The following is a 25,349-nucleotide window of genomic DNA, read 5'->3' on the forward strand; positions in this document are numbered from 1 at the left end:
TAACTTCGGTCGCCGCTATAACTACCCATATGGACCCTTCCACCCCCCCGGGTAGTTTTCTGTGTCCAGTACCCCCCCTCCCCCCCTGGGCCGCGAACAATTTTCCAGACTCAGGAGTTTGCTTGGGGAAGTATTGCAACAGGAGTGTTACATGACTGACCAGCCTTGCTGCACTGCTGTGAAGTCTTGCTGCAATACCCCTGTGAGCATGAACCCTCTCCGTCACGACCAAAACATGTAGAAACTATAATTTGTACATGTTTCCTATATTGCAGAGCCTTGCGGCTTGCCTATGGACAGATTCGCTCCCATAATATGTAATTATTATCAATATCGTTAGATTTCTACACGGAAAGGAGGGAGTGACATGCCAAGAGAAGGAAAAGCCAAGGTACTCACTGAAGAAGAACTCAAGCGTTTGCTCAAGCTGGTATCCACTGACAGACACGCCTCGAGAAACACCGCCCTACTCTATATCAGCTTTGGCCTGGGGCTACGGGTAAAGGAAATTGCTGCGCTTAGTATCAGGGATGTTTTCACCGAGGCTGGTGAATTGCGAGAGGAGCTTAACCTCATCCGCAGGATGACCAAGGGCGCGAAACAACGTCATGTCTATCTGACTAACCCCAGGGTCAGATCTGCCCTTACAGCCTATCTCACAGAGCGACGGCAACTGGATGGGGCAACTTTCCATCCTGACGCACCATTGTTCAGGTCCCAAAAGGGACTCAGGTTTTCACCCAACAGCTTGCAGCAAGTGTTTCAGCGAATGTTCAAGAGCGCCGGTATCGAGGGGGCCAGCTCCCATTCGGGTCGTCGTAGTTTCGCAACCACATTGATTGAGAAGGGCGTGGACATCAAGGCGGTGTCGAATCTGATGGGCCATAGCAGTATTGCCATGACAGCGCAGTATGTAGAGGACAACCCGGCCAGGTTGAAGAAGATATCAGAGGGTGTGTTGTAGCGGAGGTTCGTACAGTGTTGGACACCCCATTGGACACTTGTCGTACAGTTGTACAGTCTCTGTCCAATACCTCCCGAACCCCGTGACGCGCGCGTGCGCGTGAGGTGTGTCCAATTGCTAGAAGCTACAGTGAGATCAACATTCTTTGTCGACATACTGCTTTAGATTTCGCAGAGCGGTGAGTCTACCCTGTGGAGTTTTGGGTCCTGTGGAAAGTCCTCCGTGAAGCCTGCACCTGCCGTTTGGAAGCGCTTTACACTGGCAGGGGGCTCCCTTTCGGGTCCTCGCATTACAAGTTTGCTTGCGCCTCACACCGAATTACCTCTGACCCAGATATTCAAAATAGATAAGTTGCACGGTTGTTCTTCCTTAGTTGGAGCAACCATGCAATTCAATATATTCCCCGCCTGATCAGGTTTCGGACAGACGACCTAAACGGGTATCGCTATTTTACCAGGATGTCGTTTTGCGGGTTGCACTGTTGCGCCTCCTTAGCGCAAGCAACCGTGCAACAACTCCACTGCCTATGCAGCTTCTAGCAATCCCTCCTCTCTGGCACGCTTCAACATCCTAGATATAGTTGATTTATGCTTTCCGACCTCAGCGGCTATGTCCGTTTGAGACAAACCCTCCTCTGCCAAGTCTACCACTCGCTGAAAGAGAGTATCTTGTACCTTCGCATAGTCCCAAACAATATTGCCGGAAGGGTCAATCGTCATCTTACATTCTAGGGGTTCGCTATCATCTCCGCTAAAGCTCCGAGCCTTCTCGAAGTGAACCTCGAAACGTGCTCCCTCGGAAGGACTATAGTCACCAGGCCTCTTCAGCCCAATCACAGTATCCAACACGTCTTCCTTCGCGCTAGTACCCCTCTGGCCACCGTTTTTTCCGCTGTGATGGATAAACAGAATACTGAGTCCTGCTGCCCTTTTCCCCAGAATCCAGTCTTGTACTGGCCTCCAGGACTCCGCGTCATTTAACTTTCCTCCACTGGCGATCGTGGCGAGATTGTCAATGATAAGCAGATCGCAACCTTCCAGAAATGGCTCCAGCAACTCCTGATCTGTGGTGGAGTACAAATTGAAATGCGGTCTGCCTTTTGGCTGAAGGTCAGGCGTCATTATTCGTAGCCGTTCTGGTATGCCAACCTCATTACTCTGTACGATTTGCGCAAGGCGTTCCTGTAGCGAACGTGCAGACATTTCGCCATCCAGATACAGTACCGACGCAGGCGCTGGTGCGTTCCATCCAAACAAACTACCGCCACTTGCTACTGCCACCGCAATATTGAGGGCGACATAAGTCTTGCCTACCCCTCTATACGCGTGAATCATCGTCAAACCCTGCCTGGGTAGCCATGGGGCCAGTAGGTACTCCCGTTCCGGTAGATCCAGCTTGAGGAAATCTGGCAAGGTTATGACCTTTGGTTCATTCGATTCCGTTTCGAGTTCTACCACCTCCTCGATGGGGGATGCACCATATTCCTTGCGCGGCAACGCTAGCACATCTACCGCTCCACGACTTGCATCCATGCGAAGCCAGTCATACACGTCTCCTTTTTCAGGGAGCCCCAGGGCTTCAACGTCTATCAACTCTACGGTGCATCCCAGCTCCTTCAGCCTAGTACCGCAGCAATCTGCGTAACCTCTACCGGCTTTGTCGTTGTCAGGCCAAATCACCACCCTTCTCCCTGCAAGCGGATGAAAATAGGCACTACTACCCGATTCGGCTCCTCCACTAGTGATCGCGAGGATACCCTTACTGATCAAGATGTCCGCGCACTTTTCACCTTCCACCAGAAAAATTTCCTCATCTGGCTTCTGCGGGAAGCAGTTATGAATGTTATAAAGTGGCTTCCTTCCCTTCTGAAAGTCGGGCTGACCAAACTCGTAGCCTTTTTCAGTCAGGTGCATAGGGCGAATCCATTTCTCGCCCGTTTGCTCATTTTCTAACCGTATTACCCAATACTGAGGGTTTCCATACGGGTCCGTGTAAACATGCAGCGCCTTTGGCACGTAGCCCTTCTCGATCTTGTGCTTTGACAGCCGCCTGGCCGCGTCTTTAGGGGACTCATCTGATATTGCTCCAGCCATGTTTACTACTCCCATGCATTAAGGTCTTGCGCAGCAGCTTTAAAGCTCAGGCTATGAAGCCGTCTATGGAAGTCGAGGACATCTCCCCCTTTTGCGCCACAAGCCATACACTTGAAAGCCCCCTTGTCGACGTTAACCCGCAGCGACGGCTGAGTATCATCGTGGAAAGGGCAAATAGCCGTTTTCCATGTACCACGTCCGTTGAGCTTTATGCCCTGCTCCTTGAAATATGTGCTCGGGCAAGGCAGCGATTCGCGGCGAAATGGGTACCTGTTCCATGGATTATATGCATTACTGCTACGGAGAGTCATTTCACCCTCCTATCCACTTTCATCAATGCTAAGTGGCTAACTTTTTTGGCGATCCAGGAATCGATCTCAGATTCCCTCCACCCAATGGCACGGTGTGATAGTTTTATTGGCGCAGGAAAGCTCCCCTCACCAACCATCATATAGATGGTACTTTTTGACATGCCAGTACGTCGGACGACGTCTGGAAGACGTAGAACTATATCGGACATCTTCACCTCTTTTAGGTTGTTAATGGAAGAGGGAAGTTTAGATAGGGTGATATACGAAAAAGAAATGTCTGGCTAAGGGCTAATTACTTTTTTGGCGCTTTGCTTTGACAACCCCCCCTACATAGCTTGCGGATAACATCTTACCGTTTTCCGCTGTAACGTCAGCACAGGAGAGCAGGTCCACTATTAGCACATTCCTATCAGAAAAATTGTCAGGAACAAATTTAGAACAGTCGCGTACTATTCCCGCCCTTACCCCTGAGATACCCTTCTTAGCGGCGCCGCTGTGTGATATGCATTCTTTCTTGAGCACATATTCTTGAAGATAATCGACGCTGGCCGGAAAAATTTCCGTCAACGGCGCGGTTTCGAAATATCTGGCAAGTTGGTGCATATCCATTAAAACAGACTCTCCGGAATATAACCGAATGGCTTGCTTACTACCCCAGATCAGCTGGGGGCCAAAGTTAGGGCCTTGGCCTAATTGCGCAAATTCAGCAGCTTCCCGTATCTTGCGCACAATTTGGTCTCTATTATTTTCCCAATACTCGAGTCTTTCGTGCTCACGAATATGCCAATTCACATCGTATTGGTGGTTGACGGCAAGTTTCCAGGTATTTTCCAATTCCGTAAACCGACGTAGAAAGCTTAGAAACCTTCTTTCAGGGTTATGAGTACGGGGATCAACTATATATGCAGAAACCAGTTTCGTCAGCGCATCACCCTCCCACAGCGAGGTGTTTTTTATACCGTAATGCCGAAGCCCATAAGCCAAAACTTCCGTTACCTGTTCGTTGATACTATCGTCTGTTGGAATTTCTAGCTTAGAATTTTCGACAAAGGCTTGCATATCTGTGGTGTACTTCATCACTGGACACTCTCCTCGGGGATAACGCTGAAGAATAAACATGTGCATGTGATCCAAAATCACACTGTGGGGGACTTCCTGGGGGACCCGCAGAAACAAAAAACGCCTAACATATTGATATGAAAGGCGCTTTAATCGTGTAATGGCGGAGAGGTAGGGATTCGAACCCTAGGAAGGTCACCCTTCAACGGTTTTCAAGACCGCCGCTTTCGACCGCTCAGCCACCTCTCCAAATTGTTGTCACATTTACACTGTCTATATGCAGTTGCGGCCGTGATCCGCCGAAGCCGCGTAAGATACCGAAAACGTGTAAAAAAGGCCAGCCATTATTGGTAAATTTCTCAAGCTATTGTCATTCCCGACCGAACTGGTATCCTTTGAACCATCTTTATGGAACCTGGTCTTACTAAACTGTTGCAATTGAAGGAGAGTTTAATCACATGAATCCCGTGTATTCCAATACAGGCGTTTCAGTTGTCCCTAAAAACAAGGTGTTACGTAATACCTACACCTTACTTTCACTGACTTTGGTGTTTTCTGCCATCACTGCCGGTATCTCGATGTTTATCGAAGTACCCTACGGTGTATCGCTTTTTACTAGTATTGGCGCCCTGGTGCTGATCTGGTTTGTGCTTCCACGTACCGCAAATTCCGCCGCCGGCCTAGGCGTCGTATTCTTGATTACGGGTATGTTGGGCTTTGGCCTTGGGCCGATGCTTAGTCACTATCTTGCGCTACCTAATGGTGGGCAGTTGGTGATGACGGCGATGGGTGGTACCGGCGCGGTATTCCTCGGTCTTTCCGGCTATGCACTGGCGACACGTAAGGATTTCTCTTTCCTCGGTGGCTTCGTGATGGCGGGTATGATTGCGGTGCTGGTTACAGCGCTGGCGAATATCTTCCTGGAAATCCCAGCCCTATCACTGGCGATCTCCGGTGCGGTTATTCTGCTGATGAGTGCTTTCATCCTGTTTGATACCAGCCGTATCGTTAATGGCGGTGAGACCAACTACATCATGGCGACGGTTGGACTCTATCTCAGCATCTACAATATCTTCGTCAGCTTGCTGCAAATCCTTGGTGTTTTCGGTAGCGACGACTAATTTCTTGTACGTTTTCATAGCCCTGACCGCTTTGGCGGTTGGGGCTTTTTAATTTCCGGTGGAGAGTTTATGGACGATTGGATGAAGATACTGTCAGCGATTTTTATCGTGATGATGCTCGTCTACCTTTTTCCGCGCGCCAAACAGATGTTTCAGGATAGTAAAAAGGCCACCACGAAAGACTGGCAATCGGCTTTGATCCCTTTGGCAATGGTCGTGTTGTTTATCGTATTCCTGGTGATGTCGGTTAGATAAGCCAAATGTTTGTCTATCGTTCGACTTTAAAGCGAATCCAATAGCTTTAACTTTTTAGTTAATTTCCACTCCTACCTCATAACACCTTGGTGCTAGTCAAAGAATTCTTTGGGCATATCCACGCATTCAATGATGCATTTAAGAATTCGTTAAAATGATTGGTATGTAATGTTCAGGCTTTTCGTAAAACAACAACAATACTGAAAAGTCTGCCGCAGTTTCACCACCGGCTTTGCCGGTGGTACTTCTTAATTTCTCCAAACAAGAAAGTCGCTGTTCCAAATCCGGGGCTATTTGCTATGCTCGCAATAGACGTTAATTCTAAGAATGCGACTTTCCCGATGAAACAGTCAACTGTGTTGCTTTTTCTAATTCTAATCCTTGCGTCGGGCCTATGTTTTTCCAGCCAACACGGGCAATACGCGTTGAATTTGAAACTTTACGGTTTAACACACCACATCAACAAGAATTGGTTTCTTCATCCCGGTGCAGAAGTCGATGCCGATTACTATCTCAATGATCAATTTCTACTGCGTGCAAGCGCTGCCACCTACCAGGACTCTGGCGGTTTCTGGTCAGGCTTTTTTCAATTGGGTGTTTATCTGGAGGCCAACAAGTTTGATCGCATGTTGTTCCGCATGGGCATAGGCCCGACCTATATCTGGCGCGAAAACTGGTGGACCAAAACCACTGGCTATCAAGGCAATGCCTTCTATGGCAAAACACCGCAGACAGGCGCCTTCGAAACCAACTTTCTGTGGTATGGGGGTTATCTGGAGTTTGAATGGATTTATAGTAAAGATATACGTTTTATTTATGCGATTGTGCCTGGGTATCCGGTGATTATTGTTAATAATGTTGGTTTGCGTTGGATGTTTTAAAAAAAGCAATGCGAGTTTCTTATTAACGCCGCTATTGCTTGCTAGATGGAATATCCAGCTACGTAGTATCCTCTGTGTGAGTTAGCTAGTGAGCAAGAGCAAGGCAAAAACGAATGAGCAAGCGCAGTTTACAGATAGTAAATGAGCATTGCGAATTCGTTTTTAACGCAGCTATTGCTTGCTAGATGACTTACACAGAGGATACTAAAAGCGGATGCTTGCCTGGAGTATTACCACATTATCTTGCACATTCCGCTGTCGACTCGCTTCCGGTTGATGATACAGAACCGGGAACTGGCGCAGTTGATAACTTGCCGAGATATCAAGAAACAAATGGGAATAGAATAACGGAATTAAAATTCCGGCGAGGGGTTCCACTCCCCAGACCACTGCATCTTCATCAGTGGAATCGAGACCGCCAATTTCTCCGTATAGCACGACATGTATATTCACTTTTGATCCGAGATATACGCCCCACGAGTTTGGTGAATAACGTGGATGCCATTTGAATTGGGTAAACAAGGTATCGATCGAATACTCTTTCGTGGCGCCCTGATAGTCAAAGCTCCGTGACATCAGATTGAAACCGATACCGACACCAAAGTTATTATGAACTCTGTAGAGCGTCGCCAGTTCAATTTGACGACTGTAGTTGAATTGCGTGTTGCCGACCTGCTTGGGCGTAACCATACCGACACCAACGAACATCGACAGTGGGAGTATATTGTCTGTTTCACGATGTTTGGCATGAGCAGGTGAATTCGGCATGAGGCAGAAAACGATAAACGCCAATGCCAGATATCTACTGTTCATCATTTTCGCTCAAAGACGGCAATCGATTCGACGTGGGCCGTGTGTGGAAACATATCCATTACGCCAACTTTACGCAATTTATAGCCTTGACGATTGACAATTTCATCAATATCGCGTGCTAGTGTAGCGGGACCGCATGAGACATAAACGATACGCTTGGGTTTCAATTTTTTCAGAAACTGCGCCACTTCCAAGGCACCACTGCGTGGTGGATCGAGCAATAATTTATCGACACCTTGTTTCGCCCAAGAAAATCCCTGAAAATCTTCATAGAGATTGGCGACGTGAAATTCTATGTTTTCGATATTATTGCGCCGGGCGTTTTCCCTGGCGCGTTGAACCAGACCTGCCTCCCCTTCCACACCGATTACATGTTTGACGCGCGTAGCCAAGGGCAAACTAAAATTTCCCAGACCACAAAACAAATCCATCACTGTGTCATCAGCTTGCACATCGAGTAGTTCGAGTGCCAGGGGAATCATCTTGCGATTAATTTCCGTATTGACCTGGGTAAAGTCGGACGGGAGAAATTCGATAGTGAGACCAAATTCATCAAGCCTGTACGATAACGGCTCCGGCGATTGCGGCGATAGACAATGTATCGTATCCGGGCCACCGGGTTGGAGCCAGATCTGAAACTGGTGTTGTTCGCCAAACGTTCTTAGATTTTGTAGATCGCTTTCGTTCAGGGGTGACATGTGGCGAAAAATCAGAACTTGTACCTCATCGCCGATAGATACTTCGATTTGTGGAATCTCATTGTAGATAGAAAGACTGGCGATGAGTTGTGACAAGGCCTCCAGGTGAAGCCCGACTGTTGGATACAAAACCTCACAACGTGCCAGGTCGGCAAGATACGGACTTCTACGTTCGCGAAACCCTACCAGTACTCTTTCCTTCTTTTCAACGTAACGCACACCGAGACGAGCCTTGCGACGATAGCCCCAGGGTTCGCACCGTAGAGGCGGCAAAACTTCTGGCGGTTCGAGGTGAGCCATTTTTCGAATATTGTCGAGTAGGCCTTTTTGTTTAAATTTGATTTGTTCCTCAGCTGATAGGTGTTGCAGGCTGCAACCACCGCACAGTCCAAAGTACTCGCATTTGGGTTCAACTCTTAGGTCGGAGGCTGTTTTGATTTCGAGTACATGCCCTTCGTCATAACTGCGACGCCGTTTATGAATCTTGTAGACGACCTCTTCACCCGGTAAAGCACCGTCGATAAACACGACTTTTTCGCCCTGCCGTGCCACTCCTTTACCCTCGTGGGATAAATCATCGACATTAGCCTCGAAAGGCTGGTTGGGGATTTTGCGTTTGGCCATAAGAGATCCAGGTATGCGTAGTTATAGGTAATACTATCGGGTGGAGATTTTAACATTAACCGCAGGGGATGAAAGCAGGAATTTCCACGGCGGAAAAAAACAACCCTGTGTCCCGCACTTTAGCTACAGCGCTTGGGCAAGCGGTCGTATTGTGGCTAAAGCAGGGATACAGGGTTAATGGGTAGAACACACTCGCGCCGCTTTTTGGGCTTTGTTGTTTTTATTATCGCGCGGGTTCTGTTCTACTACCGGTGTCGCCGTTTCTATTTGTTATTTTTTGCTCGCCGGTAGTGTTTGTTGTGCATACCGTTCCTTCCTTTGGATGGACTCCTTGTTGTTATTTGGTATGCAGCGTTGTTACTTGTTGAACGAAACTGTTTTACATTCCACTATGCCTCCCTTTTTATTATTGTTTGTGTTTCGCAGAAACTGACGATCTAGCACATACATCTTCCTTGATCAATTGTCCTTGTTGTTATCTTTTGTGCCTGGTCATCCCTTGACTACGTTAGCGATTTTCTAGTGACCGTGTTCAGTCACTACACGCAATTCCTTATCGTCAGTCTTTCCGCTGTGTCACTTCCTGTGAAAAACCGAGACCTACAAAATAGATTTGGCGCGCACTTCCTTCCTTGGATTTATTCCTTGTTGTTTTTGCTTGCGCCTATCTATGTTTGTAGCTGGTGTCCCTCCTCCTTGATCTCGGACTTTTCGAGAGATCATTTTCACTTCCCTTGTGAAATAGAAATCAGTTTTTATTGTCTCGCGCACATTCCTTCCTTGGTGATTAGTCCGTATTGTTTTTCTGTGCGTGGAAGTTTCTCTTATTTTCGTAATCCTTACATGCGCTCCCTCCATTGCTATTTTTATTCGTCGTATGTCTATCCCTGGTCTGCGTCCTTGCCAAGCTATTCATCCCGAACAGTCTATCGTCGCTTTCCTTATTGTTTTTCTTGAAAGTTTTATATCGCGCTGCGGAAAAACATCATTGTTTTCTTGCCAGATGCAAGTTGCAACCTTCTTCCCTGAAACAACTCCGTTCGTACTTTTTAAGCAAGTAGCGAATTGGCGTCGATATTACTGCCTTCCCTTTGCATTCGTCTTACAGATAACATCGCACCGAGGCCTGAAAGTACTAGCCAGAGGCTGGCAGGTATAGGTACAGTTGTTGTTTCTGAAGGATTTTCTGCGAAATCGACGGTAATTGAAGAAAGTGAAAAATCGTCATAGGTGTTGATGGGAGCGAAACGAAAAAGTGTTCCACTGAATAGCATATCGGTGAATTCCATTTCGCTTATTCCTGTATCGCTGGCGTTTCCACCAGGAATGGCACTATCGAATTTCAACTCATCGTCGACAAATAGTTGAAAATCATCATTCGTTCCGATTTGTGAAAAGCTCGCATTGAGCAATGACACGGATTGATTGAATTGTAGATAGAGCGATTCGTCTGGTCCGTAGGCATCCAGTTCTGTGTTATCACTTCCGCCCGAATATGCACCGATACCATTGCTGTCTTGATAAAGATCAACCGCCGTTTCAGTATCACCGGAAATTTGTTTTGCGCTCAACGCGAGTGACAAACTACCTGAGTGATATGCAAGCAGATCCGTAGTCAATGCGGTGTTGCTGGCAAAACTAAATTGAACAGGAACTGCAAAGGTGTTGGTGGATAGTAAAAGGCTTGCGCCGATGAGTGTCACTTTTATGACATGAGAAAACATCACAATACTCCTTTCTGTGTTTTATTGGTTTTGTTTTGGAGGGCGCATGCTAGTGGTTTTGGACTTAAAAAAAGATTAAACCTAAAATAAGTTTTCATTTCATGATTATTTTTCACCTAAATTTTTGGTTTAAGCTTTTGTTAAACTCACTGGGATTAAATGAGCAGGCTTTTCATCAATAACAACAACTCTTGAAGAGCTCACCCCTATAGATCCACCGGCCTTGGTCGGTGGATTTTTATTTTGTTTGCGTAAATATTTTTCCTTTGAAAATCGCCGTGAATACATCCCTGTAGGCTCGAACGCGCCGTCCATGGCGCGTACGTTTTCACACGCGCCACGCCTCATTGGCCTTTAGAGTGAGTGCGAGATTTGGGTATAGGAAAACCAGGCTTTGGATTCTGTCTAAGGAACTCGGGGCATATCATTTGATGTAGGTACTGCGCATTGGCGTCGCGCCGCTATAGTGTCACCGATAACCCTCTGATTCAAATAAGGTTTTATTCCGCCGGAAAAACCCCAGTCGAAAGATAGCGGTCTCCCCGATCGCAAATGATCGCTACAATCACGGCATTCTCGACGGTCTTGGAAAGCTGTAAGGCCGCTGCAACCGCGCCACCGGAGGAGATGCCGCAGAAGATTCCTTCTCTTGAGGCTAGGGCACGGGTCGTGTCTTCGGCGTCCTGTTGAGACACTTCCAAGGTCTCGTCTACGCGGCTGGCATCGAAGATTTTCGGTAGATACTCTTTGGGCCAGCGACGTATACCGGGGATGCTCGCCCCTTCTTTCGGTTGCACGCCAACGATGCGTATATTCGGATTCTGTTCTTTGAGGTAACGCGAGGTGCCCATGATGGTGCCGGTGGTGCCCATGGCGCTGACGAAGTGGGTGACTTTTCCCTGGGTATCGCGCCAGATTTCCGGGCCGGTCCCTTCATAGTGGGCGAGCGGGTTGTCCATGTTGCCAAACTGATCCAGGACCTTGCCCTTGCCTTCGGCCTCCATCTGTTTGGCCAGATCCCGCGCACCTTCCATGCTCTGCTCTCGGGTCACCAGAATGATCTCGGCGCCATAGGCGCGCATCGAGGCGCGACGTTCGACACTCATGTTGTCGGGCATGATCAGGATCATGCGATAGCCCTTAATCGCTGCGGCCATGGCCAGGGCAATACCGGTGTTACCACTCGTCGCCTCGATCAAGGTGTCGCCGGGCTTGATCTCACCCCTCGCCTCAGCATGCTGGATCATACTCATCGCCGGTCTGTCTTTGACTGAACCTGCGGGATTATTGCCTTCGAGTTTGACCAGGATGTGGTTGCTGGTCTCACCGGGCAGGCGTTGCAGGCGAACGAGAGGGGTGTTACCGACGAAAGATTCTATGCTAGGGAAGGTCATATAAAGTTCAGTCTAAACATGGGTATGGGAGGAAATATAACACAGGCAACGACCGATACTGTAGATAGCGACATCGTTTCGGGTATGACAAGCACATGATTCGCCCCGCTCCCACCCATCGCCACCTTCACGTATAATGCTCGGCAAGCACCTCAACACAACAAGATATAAATCATGGAAAACAATAGCCCACCACAAGAGTTTCTAGAGGGACTCGAGATCGCACTCATGATTGCTAGCCGCAAGGCGCAGGAAGTGAAGCACGCAACGGAATTTCTTGACGCGATGAGCGAGGCCCTGCCGATTTTCGCCCGCGATATGTTTCCCGCCGGTATGTCGGACGAAGACATGAAAGGCGGTGCCAGAGCGCTGGCCGTGAATCTATGGAATGTGATGCCGCTGGTCGACAACGGCTTCCGACCAAGGCCCTTGCCGCAACCCAAACGTAACGATCCCTGTTTCTGCGGCTCGGGGCTGAAATACAAAAAGTGCTGCCAGTCCATGGAACACCTGGGTCCACCGATCAGTACTGAGGTTCTCCTGCCCTATGTGCTGGGTGATTTTTCCAAGAAGGCGCTCAAGGCCATTAGCATAGAAGATCTTGCGTGCCGGGAACGGCTGATTGTGGCCGGGGATTTAATGGATAAGTATGACTACGAAAAGGCGGCCATCCTGCTCGAACCGATATTTAACGCCGGGCAAAAGAAACTACCGAAACACTTTGATGATGCCTTCGAGCTGCTGATCGACTGTTACCTACAACTCGGCAAGCCTCGGAAGAAACAACAACTTATCAATTTAGGCCTGGCATCGAACGACAAGTATTTTCGTGCGATAGCACTGCGTCGACAAGCCCTGGTACTGGCCGATAAAGGTGATTTCGACGGCGCTTGGGACACATTCAAGGCTGCCCAGCGTATGGAGCCGGACAACCTGGATCTGGGACATCTGGAAATCACCCTGCTCATGAGCCAGGGCAATATCGACATGGCTAAGCAACGCGCGCAATTCTGGCTGAGCCGTTTCCGACGTCTTGGGGACAAGGCACCACCAGAGATATTGGATTTTTTCCGTAGCGTTATCGAAGCGCCTGAGCGTACTTTTGCCGATGCCGGCATGGGCGCGCTGCCACTGGCCAACGAGGTGCTCGCACCACTCATTCGGGCACTGCCGCAAAGCACGCCTAAGTGTTTTTACGATATTCACGATGGACCGGATGATGACGATGGAATTCTGATGGTGCGCAGCGAGGCTTCAAAGCTATCACGCCAATGGGATCAGTTGAGTCCGATGCTCGACCCTTTTGGTGCAAGCATGTTTCATGCAGACGATGAAGACCCATGGGATGACGATATCGCCGAAGCATGGGTCGGCTTTGTGCAGGAAAACCCCGACGCCCTTCAATTGTTCAATGTACTCGATGATGTCTATCGCGCCCTGAGCAGCGTACCGGAAAACAATACGCCGTGGTTTGAAAAAGAGTATCTGCTGCCGCTGCTGCAATGGGCTTACCGCGTGTTGCTGTGCAATATCGCCGCGAACAAGGCAGAAAACCGCGCCATAACCTGGCTCGCCTTGGAAAACCGGCCAGCGGTCCGGCTGATGGTGAGCTATGTTTCTATTCTGGATGCCCACAGACAACATCCACAAGCGCGTGAACTGGCGGAATGGCTGGTGTTCCGGATCAACCCCCGAGACAATCACGGCCTGCGCATGATACTCGCCGAACACTATCTGCGGGATGCCAACTGGCAGGCCATGCTTAAACTGGCCAACAAATACGAATACGACGAGGGCCCGGAGATGTTGTTTGGCGCCGCCCTCGCCCACTATCACGTTGGCAATAACACCCGCGCAAATCAGCTACTCGCCCAGGCCAAGAATCGTTGGCCCAAGGTCTACAAAGGACTCACCGCCAAAACCCTGCGCCAACCCAAGATCGAACCGGGTTACATCACCATGGGCGGAGACGACCAGGCGTGGTTTTATCGCCAGCGTTTTGGTGAGATATGGCGGCAAGAGCCCGTGTTCACGTGGTTAAAGAATGGTTGGAAGAGTGCGTCCAAGGACAGACAGCTGGAATTAATTGATTAAGTCAATGACGTTGCCAGTGCGGTCTAGGAACTTTTTAAATAGTTCGCAAAGTCTGCCTCGGCAACGCCGAATTGTTTTTCCGCAACTTCCTTTAACTGCTTGTAGGTGTTTTCGAATAGCGAATAGAAGTTGGCAGCATTATTCACATCCTGCGCAAACAAATTCTCATCCAGCATATACTCGTGAACTAATTTGTTTCGCAACTCCCTTGCGACCAACCAGGTTTCGGCACTTGCTATCCAGCCAAGTCTTTCGGCTCGATTAAGATTGTCCAACATGCTACCGGTTTTTTCGGCCAATGCTGATAATGCGCGAGGGACCAGTTTGTCACCCATAGTGTCCTGAAGCCTGCCGAATCGACTGACAAAGGCTTCTAGTGTTTCGGCGGCCTGCATATCCGTTTCGAGTCCCTCCACCCAATTGCGGTCGATAGTCATGGCGAAAAGGCGGTCCTGGCTGTATTTATAGACTTTGATTTCCCTGCGTACAATTTCCAGTGTGGCCAGGAAACGTACGCGATCATTGGAAAGTGCTTGGCTCATAACAAAATTCCGTTTTCCAGTGCCTGTTTGTGCGCTGGTGAGGTGCTCATACCGGGATATAGATATAGCACATCTATTTTTTGTACTCCCAGTCGCAGTTGTATCCGCGCCGAAACAGTGGATGCCTTCATCCCGGCATCGGCAAGCTTCTGAGGCGTTTCTACTAAAAGATCGATGTCACCACCTTTTCCAGCATCATCCAAGCGGGAACCAAACAATTTGACCGAGGCATCGGGACCAAAAATTTCCCTCACGCACTCTTTTATCACTTGTCTGGATTTTTCAGAAAGACGCATAGCTATTTCTGATTAAACACTTCCGGATCACAATACCGCCCCAAATACTTTCGAAACCCGTCACCCAGTTCCGCGTGTTTGAGGCCGTATTCAACCGTCGCCTTGAGGTAGCCGAGTTTATCACCACAGTCGTAACGTTGGCCGTCGAATTGATAGGTCAGCACGTGTTCGAAATCGAGCAAGGTGGCGATGCCGTCGGTGAGTTGGATCTCGTTGCCTGCGCCACGTTGGGTGGTTTCGAGTAACTCGAAGATGCGTGGGGTTAGGATATAGCGACCAACTACAGCCAGGGTCGAGGGTGCGTCTGCGGGTTTTGGTTTCTCGACGATTTGGTCGACCTTGGTCACCCGTGGCTGGGTCTCGCGACCGGCGACGATACCGTATTTGTCGGTGTCCTCGGCGGCAACCGGCTCCACACCCAGAATACTGCAACCGCGCTCGTTATATAAGTCTACCATCTGCCCGAGACAGCCTTTCTTATTGCCGTCGATCAAGTCGTCGGCGAGGATAACCGCGAAAGGCTCATCCCCAACCACATCTTTGGCGCACAGCACCGCATGTCCCAGGCCCAGGGCCTCCGGCTGGCGCACATAGACGCAGGACACTCCCTTGGGGAGGATTTGTTGAACGGTTTCGAGTAAGGCGTGCTTTTGCTTGGACTCTAATAAGGCTTCCAGCTCGAAGTTCTTGTCAAAATGGTCTTCGATAGCGCGCTTGGACGATGAGGTGACAAAGATCAACTGCTCGCAACCCGCGGCAATCGCCTCCTCAGCGGCATACTGGATTAGCGGCTTGTCCACCACCGGCAACATTTCCTTGGGATTGGCCTTGGTAGCGGGGAGAAATCGGGTCCCCATGCCAGCGACGGGGAAAACGGCTTTTCTGACAGGTTTTGGCATCGTACATCCTTAGCGATTCAAGTCCGGGGGCATTCTCGCACAATTGGGATGAAGTTTTCATCTGCGGATTGTTTTTTGGCCCTGAATTCGGTGATTTAGCTTCAGCCAGAGGCCGAACTTGTCGTTAAAACAAGCGCCCGGAAATCAGGTTTAGACACAGAATATTCGCCCGGCTTTAGCACAAAATTGCCAAAAACACTTAAATTGTGACGGATTACAGGCTATTCTTCTCTTAACATTTTCATTTTGGGCCCGATATACCAAATAGTGCAAATTCTGATACCTACTGGCGTCTTTAAAGGATTTCGGGTATGCTTCACCCGACTGATTTGGACTCAGTCGTTGGGATTTACAGACACACAGTGAATGAATAAGTCTGGTAGTCAATATCTATGGAAAACCTCGCAAGCTACATCGTCGCCTTCACCACCACCTGCCTGTTCATCTGGGCATTGCAGCCGGTCGCTGAGCATATAGGCCTGGTCGACAAACCCGGCGGACGCAAAAAACACAAGGGCGCGGTGCCATTAATCGGCGGAATCGCCATGTATATCGGCTTGCTCACCGGACTTTCCATCGTCGATTTCCCGTTTGCCGAGATCAAAGGCCTTATTATCGCCGGCGGGTTATTGCTAGCCATTGGTACCATCGATGATTTCGTCGATTTACGCCCAGCCATGCGTTTTCTTGCACAAATCACCGCAGCATTGATGATTGTCTTTATCGACGGTGTGGTGCTGGTGGATCTTGGAAATCTGTTCGGTAATTCCACCTTCGATCTTGGTCCGCTGTCGGTCATCTTCAGTGTGATTGCGATTGTTGGGGTCATCAATGCCGTGAACATGTCAGATGGAATGGATGGTCTAGCTGGCGGCTTGGCATTTGTAACCTTGACCGTAGTTGGTGTCGCGGCACTGGTAGGTTCGTCACCGTTACTGAATGTGATACCACTATTTCTTGCTGTCTTGTTCGGCTTCCTGATGTTCAATATGCGCTCACCATGGCGTAAGCGTGCACAGATATTTATGGGTAATGGTGGCAGCATGCTGCTGGGGTTGATTCTGGTTTGGTTTCTTGTCTCTGCGGCACAGGGCGAAGACAGAGTAATCAGCCCAGTAACAGCGCTGTGGTTGGTTGCACTGCCGTTGCTGGATACGGTTTGTATTATGCTGCGCAGGATTATTAAAGGACGTTCACCGTTCGCGCCAGATAGAGAACATTTTCATCATATCTTGCTGGTGGCTGGATACTCGCCTCAGGCGTCAGTGTGGTTCATGATCTCGATTGCGATGATACTGGCGTTTGTGGGTGGATTTAGTCAAAAACTGCATCTTTCAGAACCGCTAATGATGACAGCGTTTATTACGATGTTTGCGCTGTATTTTTGGGGGATGAGTCATGCTTGGAGGGTGATGAAGGTTATTCGGAGGACAAATACTCCCACTCCCCAAGATAATTCTCATATTTTTAGAAATTGAATATTTATGACGAAACCAAAAATTTCTGTAATCACGGCTGTGTATAATAATGAAAAAAACATTGAGAGCTGTATACGCTCCGTTTTATCCCAAGACTATGAAAATATCGAATATATTGTTATCGATGGTAATTCATCAGATTCAACATTAGCGAAGATTCGCAATTGGTCTTCGAAAATTGATTCCATAATTTCGGAACCTGATTCTGGTATTTATGACGCGCTCAATAAGGGAATTAAGGCTTCGACTGGCGATATAATTGCTTTTCTACATTCAGATGACATATATGAAAATAATTTGGTATTGTCCAAGGTAGCGAATGCTTTTCTACAGAACAATTCTGATTCCGTCTACGGTGACCTAGTATATATCTCCAATAACAACTCTTCTAGAGTTCTTCGCAAATGGAAAAGTGGAAGTTATAGTAAAAGAAAACTTTTGTTTGGATGGATGCCGCCGCATCCTTCTCTCTTCATCAAGAGAAGCGTGTATGAGAAATATGGCGTGTTTAACACGAGTTTACAAATTGCAGCAGACTACGACATAATTCTTCGTTTCTTTGGGAAACACTCTATAACGAGCACATACATCGATAGAACTTTGGTAAAAATGCGAGTTGGCGGAATAAGCAATCGCAGTCTAAAATCCATCATTCAAAAAACCAAGGAAGATCTAAAAGCTATAAAGCGTAACAATGTTGGCAACCCCACCACTATTTTATTTAAGAACCTGCAGAAAATACCTCAATTTTTTTAGTCGGTTTATAGATAAATTAGCCTTAATGTTCATTCCCCATACTCGCCTTGTCACTTAAATCTGCTCAACTATACTATATTCTTACAACACTGAGGATTTCATTTCGACTGATTACCTAAACTATTTTTCGCTTTTTTAGGAGGCAGTGCTCCGTTTTAGTTAGAAATGAAGTCGACAAAAAATAACCGTCCGGCTACCCCATCTTGAACCATTCATTTTTCACGATGCATTAGGTGTCCACTAACTTTTAAGTGGACACTAATATGGAGCAAACAAGTGGCTAGTGTAAAAAAGTCTTTCGATTTTTCATTTGGAAGCACGTTTAACCCGCTAGTCGCTGTTCAAATTTCAGTTCATTTAGCAACCTCATATTCAGGTATTTTTTTGTTCCCCAGTTAGTACTCGCGATGCGGCGGAGCCGGACCACGCACAGCATCAGTGCAGATTGTCCATGCTGGAAAGCACCTACCTACATCAAGATTACTTCACACTACAAGATAAGTTACATGTAAAAGCTAGAATTTCATACGAGCAGATACCATCCGTCTAGGTTCCGCAAATCCCGATAGCACAGCTTCGCAAAATTCAAAATCATCCGTACTCAGTTGCATCACGCCTCTATTCCCACAATTTAGTTATTGACAAACGCCAATTAACGGGATATTTATCCCACTATGGACAAAATAAAGCCAATCCTACTCCTCGCCACAGCCAATATCCTGCGCCCTATTATCAGGATACTGTTAAAACACGGCGTTTCTCATAGTGAATTCAATGAGTTATCTAGACGAGTATTTGTAGATGTTGGTTTTGATGACTTTTCTATAGCAGGACGAAAGCAAACCAATTCAAGAGTCGCCGTCTTGACTGGCTTAAGTCGAAAAGAAGTTCTGAGAATTAGGATGCTACCTTCGCTTTTAGAAGAAAAAGAAGACGTACCACTAAATCGGGCCTCTCGCGTTATCAGTGGATGGTTGCGGGATAAGGATTTTTGCGATACCGAAGGTAACCCCTTAAGCCTACCCTGGCGAGAAACCGGCACATTCTCCTTTACTGGTCTCGTGAAACGCTATAGCGGGGATATTACAGCGGGTGCGGTTTACGACGAACTTGAGCGAGTGGGAGCAATTGAGAAGACAGAAGACGGAAGAATTCTACTCAAACAGATTGGGTATATTCCGGAGAAAAGCGTATCACGAAAAATTGAGATTATGGGTGAATGCGCAAAGGACTTTCTGGGAACACTAGAGAACAACCTAGATGATACAACCCCCCCAAGGTTTCAGCGTTCGGTCGTCTATACCGACCTACCCCAACCCGTAGTGGAAGAGTTCGAAGAGCTTAGCCAAAAAAAGGCCATGAATCTGTTGTTGGAGCTAAATGAATGGTTGGCGGAGAAAAAAGAAAAATTGAAAAAACCGCCGACCATTCCCTATCGAACAGGCTTTGGTGTGTATTTTTTCAAAAACAATCAAAACAAAGTTGCGGCGAATTCGCACTAGTCGCAGAAATTTAGCAGGGTGGTATACGATGTATAAGTCTAGGATGGTTATTGCGCTTTTCTTCCTCACCGGTCTCAGTGGTTGTGGTTATATTGATGGGATTATCGGAACAGGACTCACTGAGTTCAAGATCAGCGGCTCGGCACAAAAGGGCCCTTACGTCATTGGCTCCGAGGTTCTCATCAATCAATTGCTCAACGATGGCACGCCATCGACCGAAACGGTTTTAACCGAAATTGACGATAACCTGGGGAGTTTCAGGTTTTCGCTAACCAAAACTGGGCCTATTCTCATCACCGCCGATGGCTATCACTTCAATGAGATCACCGGTGGACTTTCCCAGGCCCGATTGCAGTTGAAGGCGATCAAATTCATTGAAAGTGCCACCGATCAGAAAATCTACGTCAACATATTGACCCACCTTTCCTATAAACGTATCCAAACACTGCTGGCGGATAGTCTATCCATAAAAGATGCTATCAAGCGTGCGGAGTTAGAAGTCGTTGATGCCTTTCAGCCAGTTTTACCAATTACTGAACTCACGGACTTCTCGCAGTTGAATCTGTTTAATGTTGAAGAAGCCCAGTCCACAGGGAATGCCTATGTTTTGGCACTTTCTGCCACCATTTACCAACATGCCATTAATCAAAGTAAAACTAGCGACGGCTCTACCCTGGACAGTGAGTTGACCTTGCTGCTTAACACCTTATCCAACGATATCGGTGACGATGGCGAGATTTCCGATAGCGAACTTATTCTCCAGCTTCAAGATGCCACCAGGCAGCTCAACCCTGGTTCCATTGCGAGTTTTCTACGACAACTAAGTAGTGAATCCTCGGGCACAGCCCTACCCGTCGCCAACATGGACCTCTTCATCGATACCGATGGTGATGGCACCATGAATAGCGACGATTTGGATAACGACAATGACGGCATTCCCGACGAAAGCGACGAAAGCCCCTACGTTTATAGTGAGGCTCCGGTATTAACCAAGCCGGACAAAGCAACGACACTACTTGGACAACAGGAAATCATTTTTGGCTGGAAGACTAGCGATTTTGCAAATACCATCGAGATTAATATAGCTAAGACCCCCGATTTTTCTCAAATTTATATAGAAAAAACCATTAATTCTTCTGAAACATCTCTTGTCTTCGACAATACCGGAAGATACAACCTCAGAACCCGGGCTCAAAATGCATCGGGGATATGGGGAAACTGGAGTGAGACTGACGAACTGATTGTTGGCATATTTACTCGCTCCTACGGCGGCAACAAGTCTGACTACGCAGCTAAAATCATCGCCACCAGTGATGGTGGCTTTCTAGTTGTTGGTTCTACTGAAAGTGGGCAAGTCAGAACTAGAGGAATCTATCTACTAAAAATAGATATCAATGGTGCTGAACAGTGGAACAAGACTTTCGACACACCAGAAATCAATCTTGGAGAGGACGTAATTGAACTAGCTAACGGTAATTTTCTAATTGTGGGAGCCACCGGATCGTGGCAAAACAGACGAATCTGGTTAATCGAAACTGACAATATTGGCAACAAAATTCATGAACGAATAATAGAAAACGAAATCTTCTCAAAACTATTGAGGCTAGAGGATGGATACCTACTCGCCACCAGGAAATTTCTATACGAAACCGTCATAGGCGATTCTACTTACAGAGAATATGTTCCAAAAGTTGAACGATTTGATTTAAGTCACGTGCAGTTATGGGTTCACACCTTTGATCAGTCTACATTTGACTTCGAGACACTACATTCTGCAAGCAGAGATTCTGCCGGTGACTTCCTGTTGACCGGCTTCTACGATCCTACACCCGACGACCCAGCGAATTACTGGAGTGATAAGGCCTACCTTTACAAGATATCTAAATCAGGTGACCAATACTCCTATCTTGAATTGCAGGAGATGTCTTCGATGGCCGCTTACTACGGTAATTTCACCGGCGTTTCTATTCTTCCAAGTGGAGATGTTTTTGTTGGCCTACAGGCAATGGGAGGAAGTACGTATGCGATGTATAGCGAACTCGGCGAAATAAAATGGATAAAAAACCTTTTTATTGAGGAACGATCCTCTCTAGTCCTCCTGCGTGAAAACGTAATTGAAGTTGTCCAATACGGGTTTAATTCGCAAATGGAATACGGACTCTATCGCACCGTCTACGACTTTCAGGGCTACGTGGTAAAAGAGGAAAAGTTAATCGACGATGGAAGCAACTATGACCGTGCAAATGGATTGAGTCAAATAATATATACCGATGACGGGGGATATATCCTATTAAGCTCCCAAGGTGCTATTAGAAACACTGATATAATTATCACAAAGATCAGCTATGAAGGAGAATTGGCTAAGTGAACCTTCATTTCTGTAGAGCGAGCCTAATTCTAAATTTCTGGACTCGCCAGGGTCCTTTTGTGTCCACACGAATTGTACTATAATTACGCTAGCAAATGCGCCAGCCGCTTACTTCGCTGCAATACATTTACAATGCTCTAGGCAATTCAACGCTTTGTTCAATGCGCACGGGTATTTTTAAATAGAATATGAAGTAAGAGGTGTACAATGAATCTAAAAAATAACATCGTAATATTTACCGCTAGTGTGTTTATTTCCGGGTGTTTATACGAAGATTCCTCTCTTGAGGACTTAAGCTCTACCCCAAAGGCAGCCAGTTTTTCAATCGAAACTTACGAAGACAACGTAGTAGATTTTCAATTAGCCGTTACGGACAGAGAAGATGATGTCAGGGAATATTTTATAGAGGAGCAGCCATCTCACGGAGTCATTTCAGGAGTCTATCCGAATCTACGATATGAACCCAATCCGAACTATTACGGCGAGGATCAATTTAAATATAAAGTCACAGATGGTAGCTATGACAGCAATGTCGCTACAGTCACCGTACGAATTTATCCAGTTGATGACCAGCCCAAAATATTTGGTACTCCACTACTTATTGTCAAAACAAACGAAGAGTATTTGTTCTTACCAACTGCGAGTGACATTGATAGCGACAATTTGACATATTCGATCAATAATTTACCCAAATGGGCTACCTTTAGCGAGTCTACTGGCGAGTTGAAGGGAATTCCAAGCGTCTCGGATATTAGTACTTTTTCCAATATTGTTATTTCGGTCTCGGATAGCAACTCGACAACTGAACTTTCGCCATTTTCTATCGAAGTGATATACAATCCATGGTCTAGTGGGACTTCAATGGCGAAGGGGCGGGCGTCTTTAAGTGTGACAAACACTGGTTCAAAATTATTCGCACTAGCAGGATACAGCGATACAATGGAATCATCAACTGATGTTTACGATGTGCAAACTGACACCCGGACAACAAAAACGCCTATGAACACCCCAAGAAATTCGTTCAGTTCGCATGTTATTGGAGATAAAGTGTTCGTAATTGGAGGAACCAACATAACACATGTACTGGATTCAGTTGAGGCATACGACATTACTAGTGATTCGTGGTCTGTTATGGCGTCACTTCAAGTGCCGAGAACCCTTCATTCTAGCTGTGTTTATGACGACAAAATATTTGTCTTTGGTGGACAATCTAGCGTCGAACATTTAGCTTCGGTTGAAATGTACGATCCTTTAAGTAATACCTGGGTATCAAAAACGGCAATGGAAACGGGTAATTTTTCCATGTCATGTGCAACTGTAGATGATAGTATTTTTATCTTCGGAGGTTTTTTCACTGAAAACATTTTTCGCATTTATAAGCCACTTACTGATACATGGGAAGCCGGTGGCGACCTGTTGACTCCGCGATCGGCACATTTTGGAGCAGTGAATATGAATGGTATAGTGTACGTATTTGGAGGCATATCAAACGGCAGCTTTACACGAACAGTTCAAGCTTTAAATACTAGTGACATGAGCTGGAGTCATAAGTCACCAATGCCAGATCTTCGATCCCATTACGGTATGGTGCGACAAACGACGTACTATATATAGTCGGCGGAAAAGATGTAGATTCAAAAATCCTAAATACAGTCAACGTCTATGAGTCATTTATGGACAATTGAACTTGAAGTCAATGTAGGCTAATGGTATACGTACCATCAGATGTAGTGCCGATGATGCATAATTCGTACGTTGAAATGCATGAAATATTTTGTACTAAACACTCTCCTGGAGATCGCAGTGGTAAAAATATGAGGAAAGCAAGAAACTAAGGCATGTCTTGAGTCGGTATTTGAAATAGAAGATTTACAATATGAAACTAAATAAGAAAAATCTTGTAATGCTTGTCGGTAGTGTGTTGATTACCGGATGTTTGCACGAAGATGCTTCTCTTGAGGACTTAAGCTCTGCCCCAAAGGCAGCCAGTTTTTCAATAGAAACCGACGAAGACAACGTAGTAGATTTTCAATTAGCCGTTACAGACAGGGAAGATAATGTCACGGAATATTTTTTAGAAAGGCAGCCGTCTCACGGAATTATTTCAGGAGACTACCCGAATCTACGATATGAACCCGATCCAGACTATTATGGCGGGGATCAATTCAAGTATAAAGTCACAGATGGCAGCTATGATAGCAATGTCGCTACAGTCTCGATAACTATAAACCCGGTTAATGACCCTCCAAAAATTGAAGGGGCTCCACCTACTGAAGTAAAGGCTTACAAAGAATACTCATTCGTACCTAGGGCCTCTGACATAGAAGATGACGCACTTACATTTTCGATCAACTTTCTTCCTAGTTGGGCAATCTTTAGTGATGCCACTGGTAAATTAAGCGGTACGCCAACTAACTCCGATGTAGGAAGCATTCAAAATATCGTTATATCTGTGTCCGATGGTACAGACGATATCGATCTTGCATCTTTTCCTTTAGATATATTGCCCAATCCTTGGGTTATTAGGAATTCGATGCCGGATGGATCGGCGGGCGGGTCCGCGGCCTACGATAACAAAATATATCTTTTTGGTGGTAGGGGGTCCGCTCATCTTAATGTCTCTGTCTATGATCCTTTGCAGGATATATGGTACGCAAAATCCCCTATGCCAGTTGGCGCTCTTTCACTGGAAGCGCATGTTTTAGCAGGAAGAATATATATCGTGGTAGGTAGTGGACTTGACGGTCTTAAAAATGATTTGTTGGAATACGACCCCGCAAACGATTCTTGGAACGTAAAAGCACCGAGACCGACCTATCGTTTAGGTTTTTCTAGCAGTGTAGTAAACGGAAAAATCTATGTATTTGGAGGTTATGGTATCACGGACGACGGACCATCGAGGCATGGGGCAGGTTGGAACTATAAAAATCATGTCGAGATTTATGATCCACTAACTGACTCTTGGTCAAGTGGTTCGCCTTCTCCCGTTGTATTGGCTTACAACGCTGGATGTGTTTTAAATAATAAGATTTATCTTCTCGGCGGCTTTACAGACACATATTCAAGTACGGTATACGTGTATGATCCCACGGCTGATGATTGGACATTATCCCAAAACATGTCTATTGCTAGAGACAGTCCTGAGTGTGTAACTTTAGATGGCAAAATATATGTGATGGGTGGCTCAACAGAGCCAAATGGCACGCTATTGTCGACTGTTGAGTTGTTCGATGCAAACGCGGGAACTTGGCTTGGCGTAGAGTCCATGAACTTCGGAAGAAAATCTTTTCTTGCGGAAACCGTTAGCGGTAAGATTTATGTCTTTGGCGGAGGTGGTGTTCCATTCGGTTGAGACTGTAAACCATTCTGTGTAACTGCAGTTGTTAAACATAGTTGATCAACCGATCTTCGAACTCAATCGTAAACCGATTCAGCGCCGATTTCCAATTTCTAATTGGCATTGTCCATTTTGATGAT

General features: G+C 46.8%; 21 protein-coding genes, 1 tRNA gene and 1 pseudogene. 11 read left to right on the top strand and 12 right to left on the bottom strand.

What is annotated here, in order from left to right; translation table 11 throughout:
* Positions 1 to 367 precede the first annotated feature (367 nt).
* Positions 368 to 964 carry a site-specific integrase gene (locus tag OEZ43_21080; GenBank protein ID MDH5548080.1) on the top strand — a complete coding sequence of 199 codons (597 nt, stop codon included), beginning with the start codon at positions 368 to 370 and terminating at the stop codon, positions 962 to 964.
* A 524-nt stretch (positions 965 to 1,488) separates the two neighbouring features.
* On the opposite strand, the gene OEZ43_21085 is transcribed toward OEZ43_21080, so the two are convergent.
* The 4 genes from OEZ43_21085 to OEZ43_21100 form a co-directional block, all read right to left on the bottom strand.
* A complete protein-coding gene (locus OEZ43_21085; GenBank protein ID MDH5548081.1) occupies positions 1,489 to 2,877 on the bottom strand; it encodes an AAA family ATPase in 1,389 nt (462 codons plus the stop codon).
* Positions 2,878 to 3,364: 487 nt separating this feature from the next.
* Positions 3,365 to 3,577, bottom strand: coding sequence for an AlpA family transcriptional regulator (locus OEZ43_21090; protein ID MDH5548082.1), 213 nt, complete (start codon positions 3,575 to 3,577; stop codon positions 3,365 to 3,367).
* A 79-nt stretch (positions 3,578 to 3,656) separates the two neighbouring features.
* Positions 3,657 to 4,445, bottom strand: coding sequence for a hypothetical protein (locus OEZ43_21095; GenBank protein ID MDH5548083.1), 789 nt, complete (start codon positions 4,443 to 4,445; stop codon positions 3,657 to 3,659).
* Between the two features lie 143 nt (positions 4,446 to 4,588).
* A tRNA-Ser gene (locus OEZ43_21100) sits at positions 4,589 to 4,676 on the bottom strand.
* A gap of 209 nt (positions 4,677 to 4,885) precedes the next feature.
* On the opposite strand from OEZ43_21100, the gene OEZ43_21105 reads away from it, so the two are divergent.
* The 3 genes from OEZ43_21105 to OEZ43_21115 all read left to right on the top strand — a co-directional run bounded on the left by OEZ43_21105 (position 4,886) and on the right by OEZ43_21115 (position 6,684).
* Positions 4,886 to 5,548, top strand: coding sequence for a Bax inhibitor-1/YccA family protein (locus OEZ43_21105; protein ID MDH5548084.1), 663 nt, complete (start codon positions 4,886 to 4,888; stop codon positions 5,546 to 5,548).
* A 69-nt stretch (positions 5,549 to 5,617) separates the two neighbouring features.
* Entirely contained in the window at positions 5,618 to 5,803 is a 186-nt protein-coding gene (locus tag OEZ43_21110; protein MDH5548085.1) for a hypothetical protein, read from the top strand.
* Between the two features lie 341 nt (positions 5,804 to 6,144).
* Positions 6,145 to 6,684: a hypothetical protein gene (locus OEZ43_21115; GenBank protein MDH5548086.1), complete on the top strand. Its 540-nt coding sequence runs from the start codon at positions 6,145 to 6,147 to the stop codon at positions 6,682 to 6,684.
* A 204-nt stretch (positions 6,685 to 6,888) separates the two neighbouring features.
* On the opposite strand, the gene OEZ43_21120 is transcribed toward OEZ43_21115, so the two are convergent.
* The 4 genes from OEZ43_21120 to cysM all read right to left on the bottom strand — a co-directional run bounded on the left by OEZ43_21120 (position 6,889) and on the right by cysM (position 11,937).
* A complete protein-coding gene (locus tag OEZ43_21120; protein MDH5548087.1) occupies positions 6,889 to 7,500 on the bottom strand; it encodes a hypothetical protein in 612 nt (203 codons plus the stop codon).
* Positions 7,497 to 8,819, bottom strand: a complete 1,323-nt coding sequence (gene rlmD, locus OEZ43_21125) for a 23S rRNA (uracil(1939)-C(5))-methyltransferase RlmD (GenBank protein MDH5548088.1) — start codon at positions 8,817 to 8,819, stop codon at positions 7,497 to 7,499. The genes OEZ43_21120 and rlmD overlap by 4 nt, the downstream gene beginning before the upstream one ends.
* 1,049 nt (positions 8,820 to 9,868) lie before the next feature.
* Positions 9,869 to 10,543 carry a VPLPA-CTERM sorting domain-containing protein gene (locus tag OEZ43_21130; GenBank protein ID MDH5548089.1) on the bottom strand — a complete coding sequence of 225 codons (675 nt, stop codon included), beginning with the start codon at positions 10,541 to 10,543 and terminating at the stop codon, positions 9,869 to 9,871.
* Between the two features lie 500 nt (positions 10,544 to 11,043).
* Positions 11,044 to 11,937, bottom strand: a complete 894-nt coding sequence (gene cysM / locus OEZ43_21135; protein ID MDH5548090.1) for a cysteine synthase CysM — start codon at positions 11,935 to 11,937, stop codon at positions 11,044 to 11,046.
* Positions 11,938 to 12,192: 255 nt separating this feature from the next.
* On the opposite strand from cysM, the gene OEZ43_21140 reads away from it, so the two are divergent.
* Positions 12,193 to 14,031, top strand: coding sequence for an SEC-C domain-containing protein (locus tag OEZ43_21140; protein ID MDH5548091.1), 1,839 nt, complete (start codon positions 12,193 to 12,195; stop codon positions 14,029 to 14,031).
* Positions 14,032 to 14,054: 23 nt separating this feature from the next.
* Here OEZ43_21140 and OEZ43_21145 read toward each other — a convergent pair whose 3' ends face one another.
* From OEZ43_21145 to galU, 3 genes are read right to left on the bottom strand one after another with little or no spacing between them, the layout of a single operon-like run.
* Positions 14,055 to 14,573 carry a hypothetical protein gene (locus tag OEZ43_21145; GenBank protein ID MDH5548092.1) on the bottom strand — a complete coding sequence of 173 codons (519 nt, stop codon included), beginning with the start codon at positions 14,571 to 14,573 and terminating at the stop codon, positions 14,055 to 14,057.
* Positions 14,570 to 14,869, bottom strand: a complete 300-nt coding sequence (locus tag OEZ43_21150) for a nucleotidyltransferase domain-containing protein (protein MDH5548093.1) — start codon at positions 14,867 to 14,869, stop codon at positions 14,570 to 14,572. The genes OEZ43_21145 and OEZ43_21150 overlap by 4 nt, the downstream gene beginning before the upstream one ends.
* 2 nt (positions 14,870 to 14,871) lie before the next feature.
* Positions 14,872 to 15,768: a UTP--glucose-1-phosphate uridylyltransferase GalU gene (gene galU / locus OEZ43_21155; protein ID MDH5548094.1), complete on the bottom strand. Its 897-nt coding sequence runs from the start codon at positions 15,766 to 15,768 to the stop codon at positions 14,872 to 14,874.
* 392 nt (positions 15,769 to 16,160) lie between these two features.
* Here galU and OEZ43_21160 point away from each other — a divergent pair, with 392 nt between their 5' ends.
* Both OEZ43_21160 and OEZ43_21165 read left to right on the top strand, forming a co-directional pair.
* Positions 16,161 to 17,246, top strand: coding sequence for an undecaprenyl-phosphate alpha-N-acetylglucosaminyl 1-phosphate transferase (locus OEZ43_21160; protein MDH5548095.1), 1,086 nt, complete (start codon positions 16,161 to 16,163; stop codon positions 17,244 to 17,246).
* Between the two features lie 6 nt (positions 17,247 to 17,252).
* On the top strand, positions 17,253 to 18,002 hold the full coding sequence (locus OEZ43_21165) for a glycosyltransferase (protein ID MDH5548096.1): 750 nt from the start codon (positions 17,253 to 17,255) through the stop codon (positions 18,000 to 18,002).
* A gap of 322 nt (positions 18,003 to 18,324) precedes the next feature.
* Here the strand turns inward: OEZ43_21165 and OEZ43_21170 are convergent.
* A pseudogene (locus OEZ43_21170) lies at positions 18,325 to 18,471 on the bottom strand (IS256 family transposase).
* 205 nt (positions 18,472 to 18,676) lie between these two features.
* Here OEZ43_21170 and OEZ43_21175 point away from each other — a divergent pair.
* From OEZ43_21175 to OEZ43_21190, 4 genes are all read left to right on the top strand, one after another.
* Complete coding sequence (locus tag OEZ43_21175; protein ID MDH5548097.1) at positions 18,677 to 19,504, top strand: DUF6502 family protein; 828 nt, start codon at positions 18,677 to 18,679, stop codon at positions 19,502 to 19,504.
* Positions 19,505 to 19,532: 28 nt separating this feature from the next.
* Positions 19,533 to 21,872: a hypothetical protein gene (locus tag OEZ43_21180; GenBank protein ID MDH5548098.1), complete on the top strand. Its 2,340-nt coding sequence runs from the start codon at positions 19,533 to 19,535 to the stop codon at positions 21,870 to 21,872.
* Between the two features lie 207 nt (positions 21,873 to 22,079).
* On the top strand, positions 22,080 to 23,486 hold the full coding sequence (locus OEZ43_21185) for an Ig-like domain-containing protein (GenBank protein MDH5548099.1): 1,407 nt from the start codon (positions 22,080 to 22,082) through the stop codon (positions 23,484 to 23,486).
* Between the two features lie 262 nt (positions 23,487 to 23,748).
* On the top strand, positions 23,749 to 25,224 hold the full coding sequence (locus tag OEZ43_21190) for an Ig-like domain-containing protein (GenBank protein MDH5548100.1): 1,476 nt from the start codon (positions 23,749 to 23,751) through the stop codon (positions 25,222 to 25,224).
* The last annotated feature ends 125 nt before the right edge of the window (positions 25,225 to 25,349 follow it).

Source organism: Gammaproteobacteria bacterium, assembly GCA_029881255.1.
Taxonomy (GTDB): domain Bacteria; phylum Pseudomonadota; class Gammaproteobacteria; order S012-40; family S012-40; genus JAOUMY01.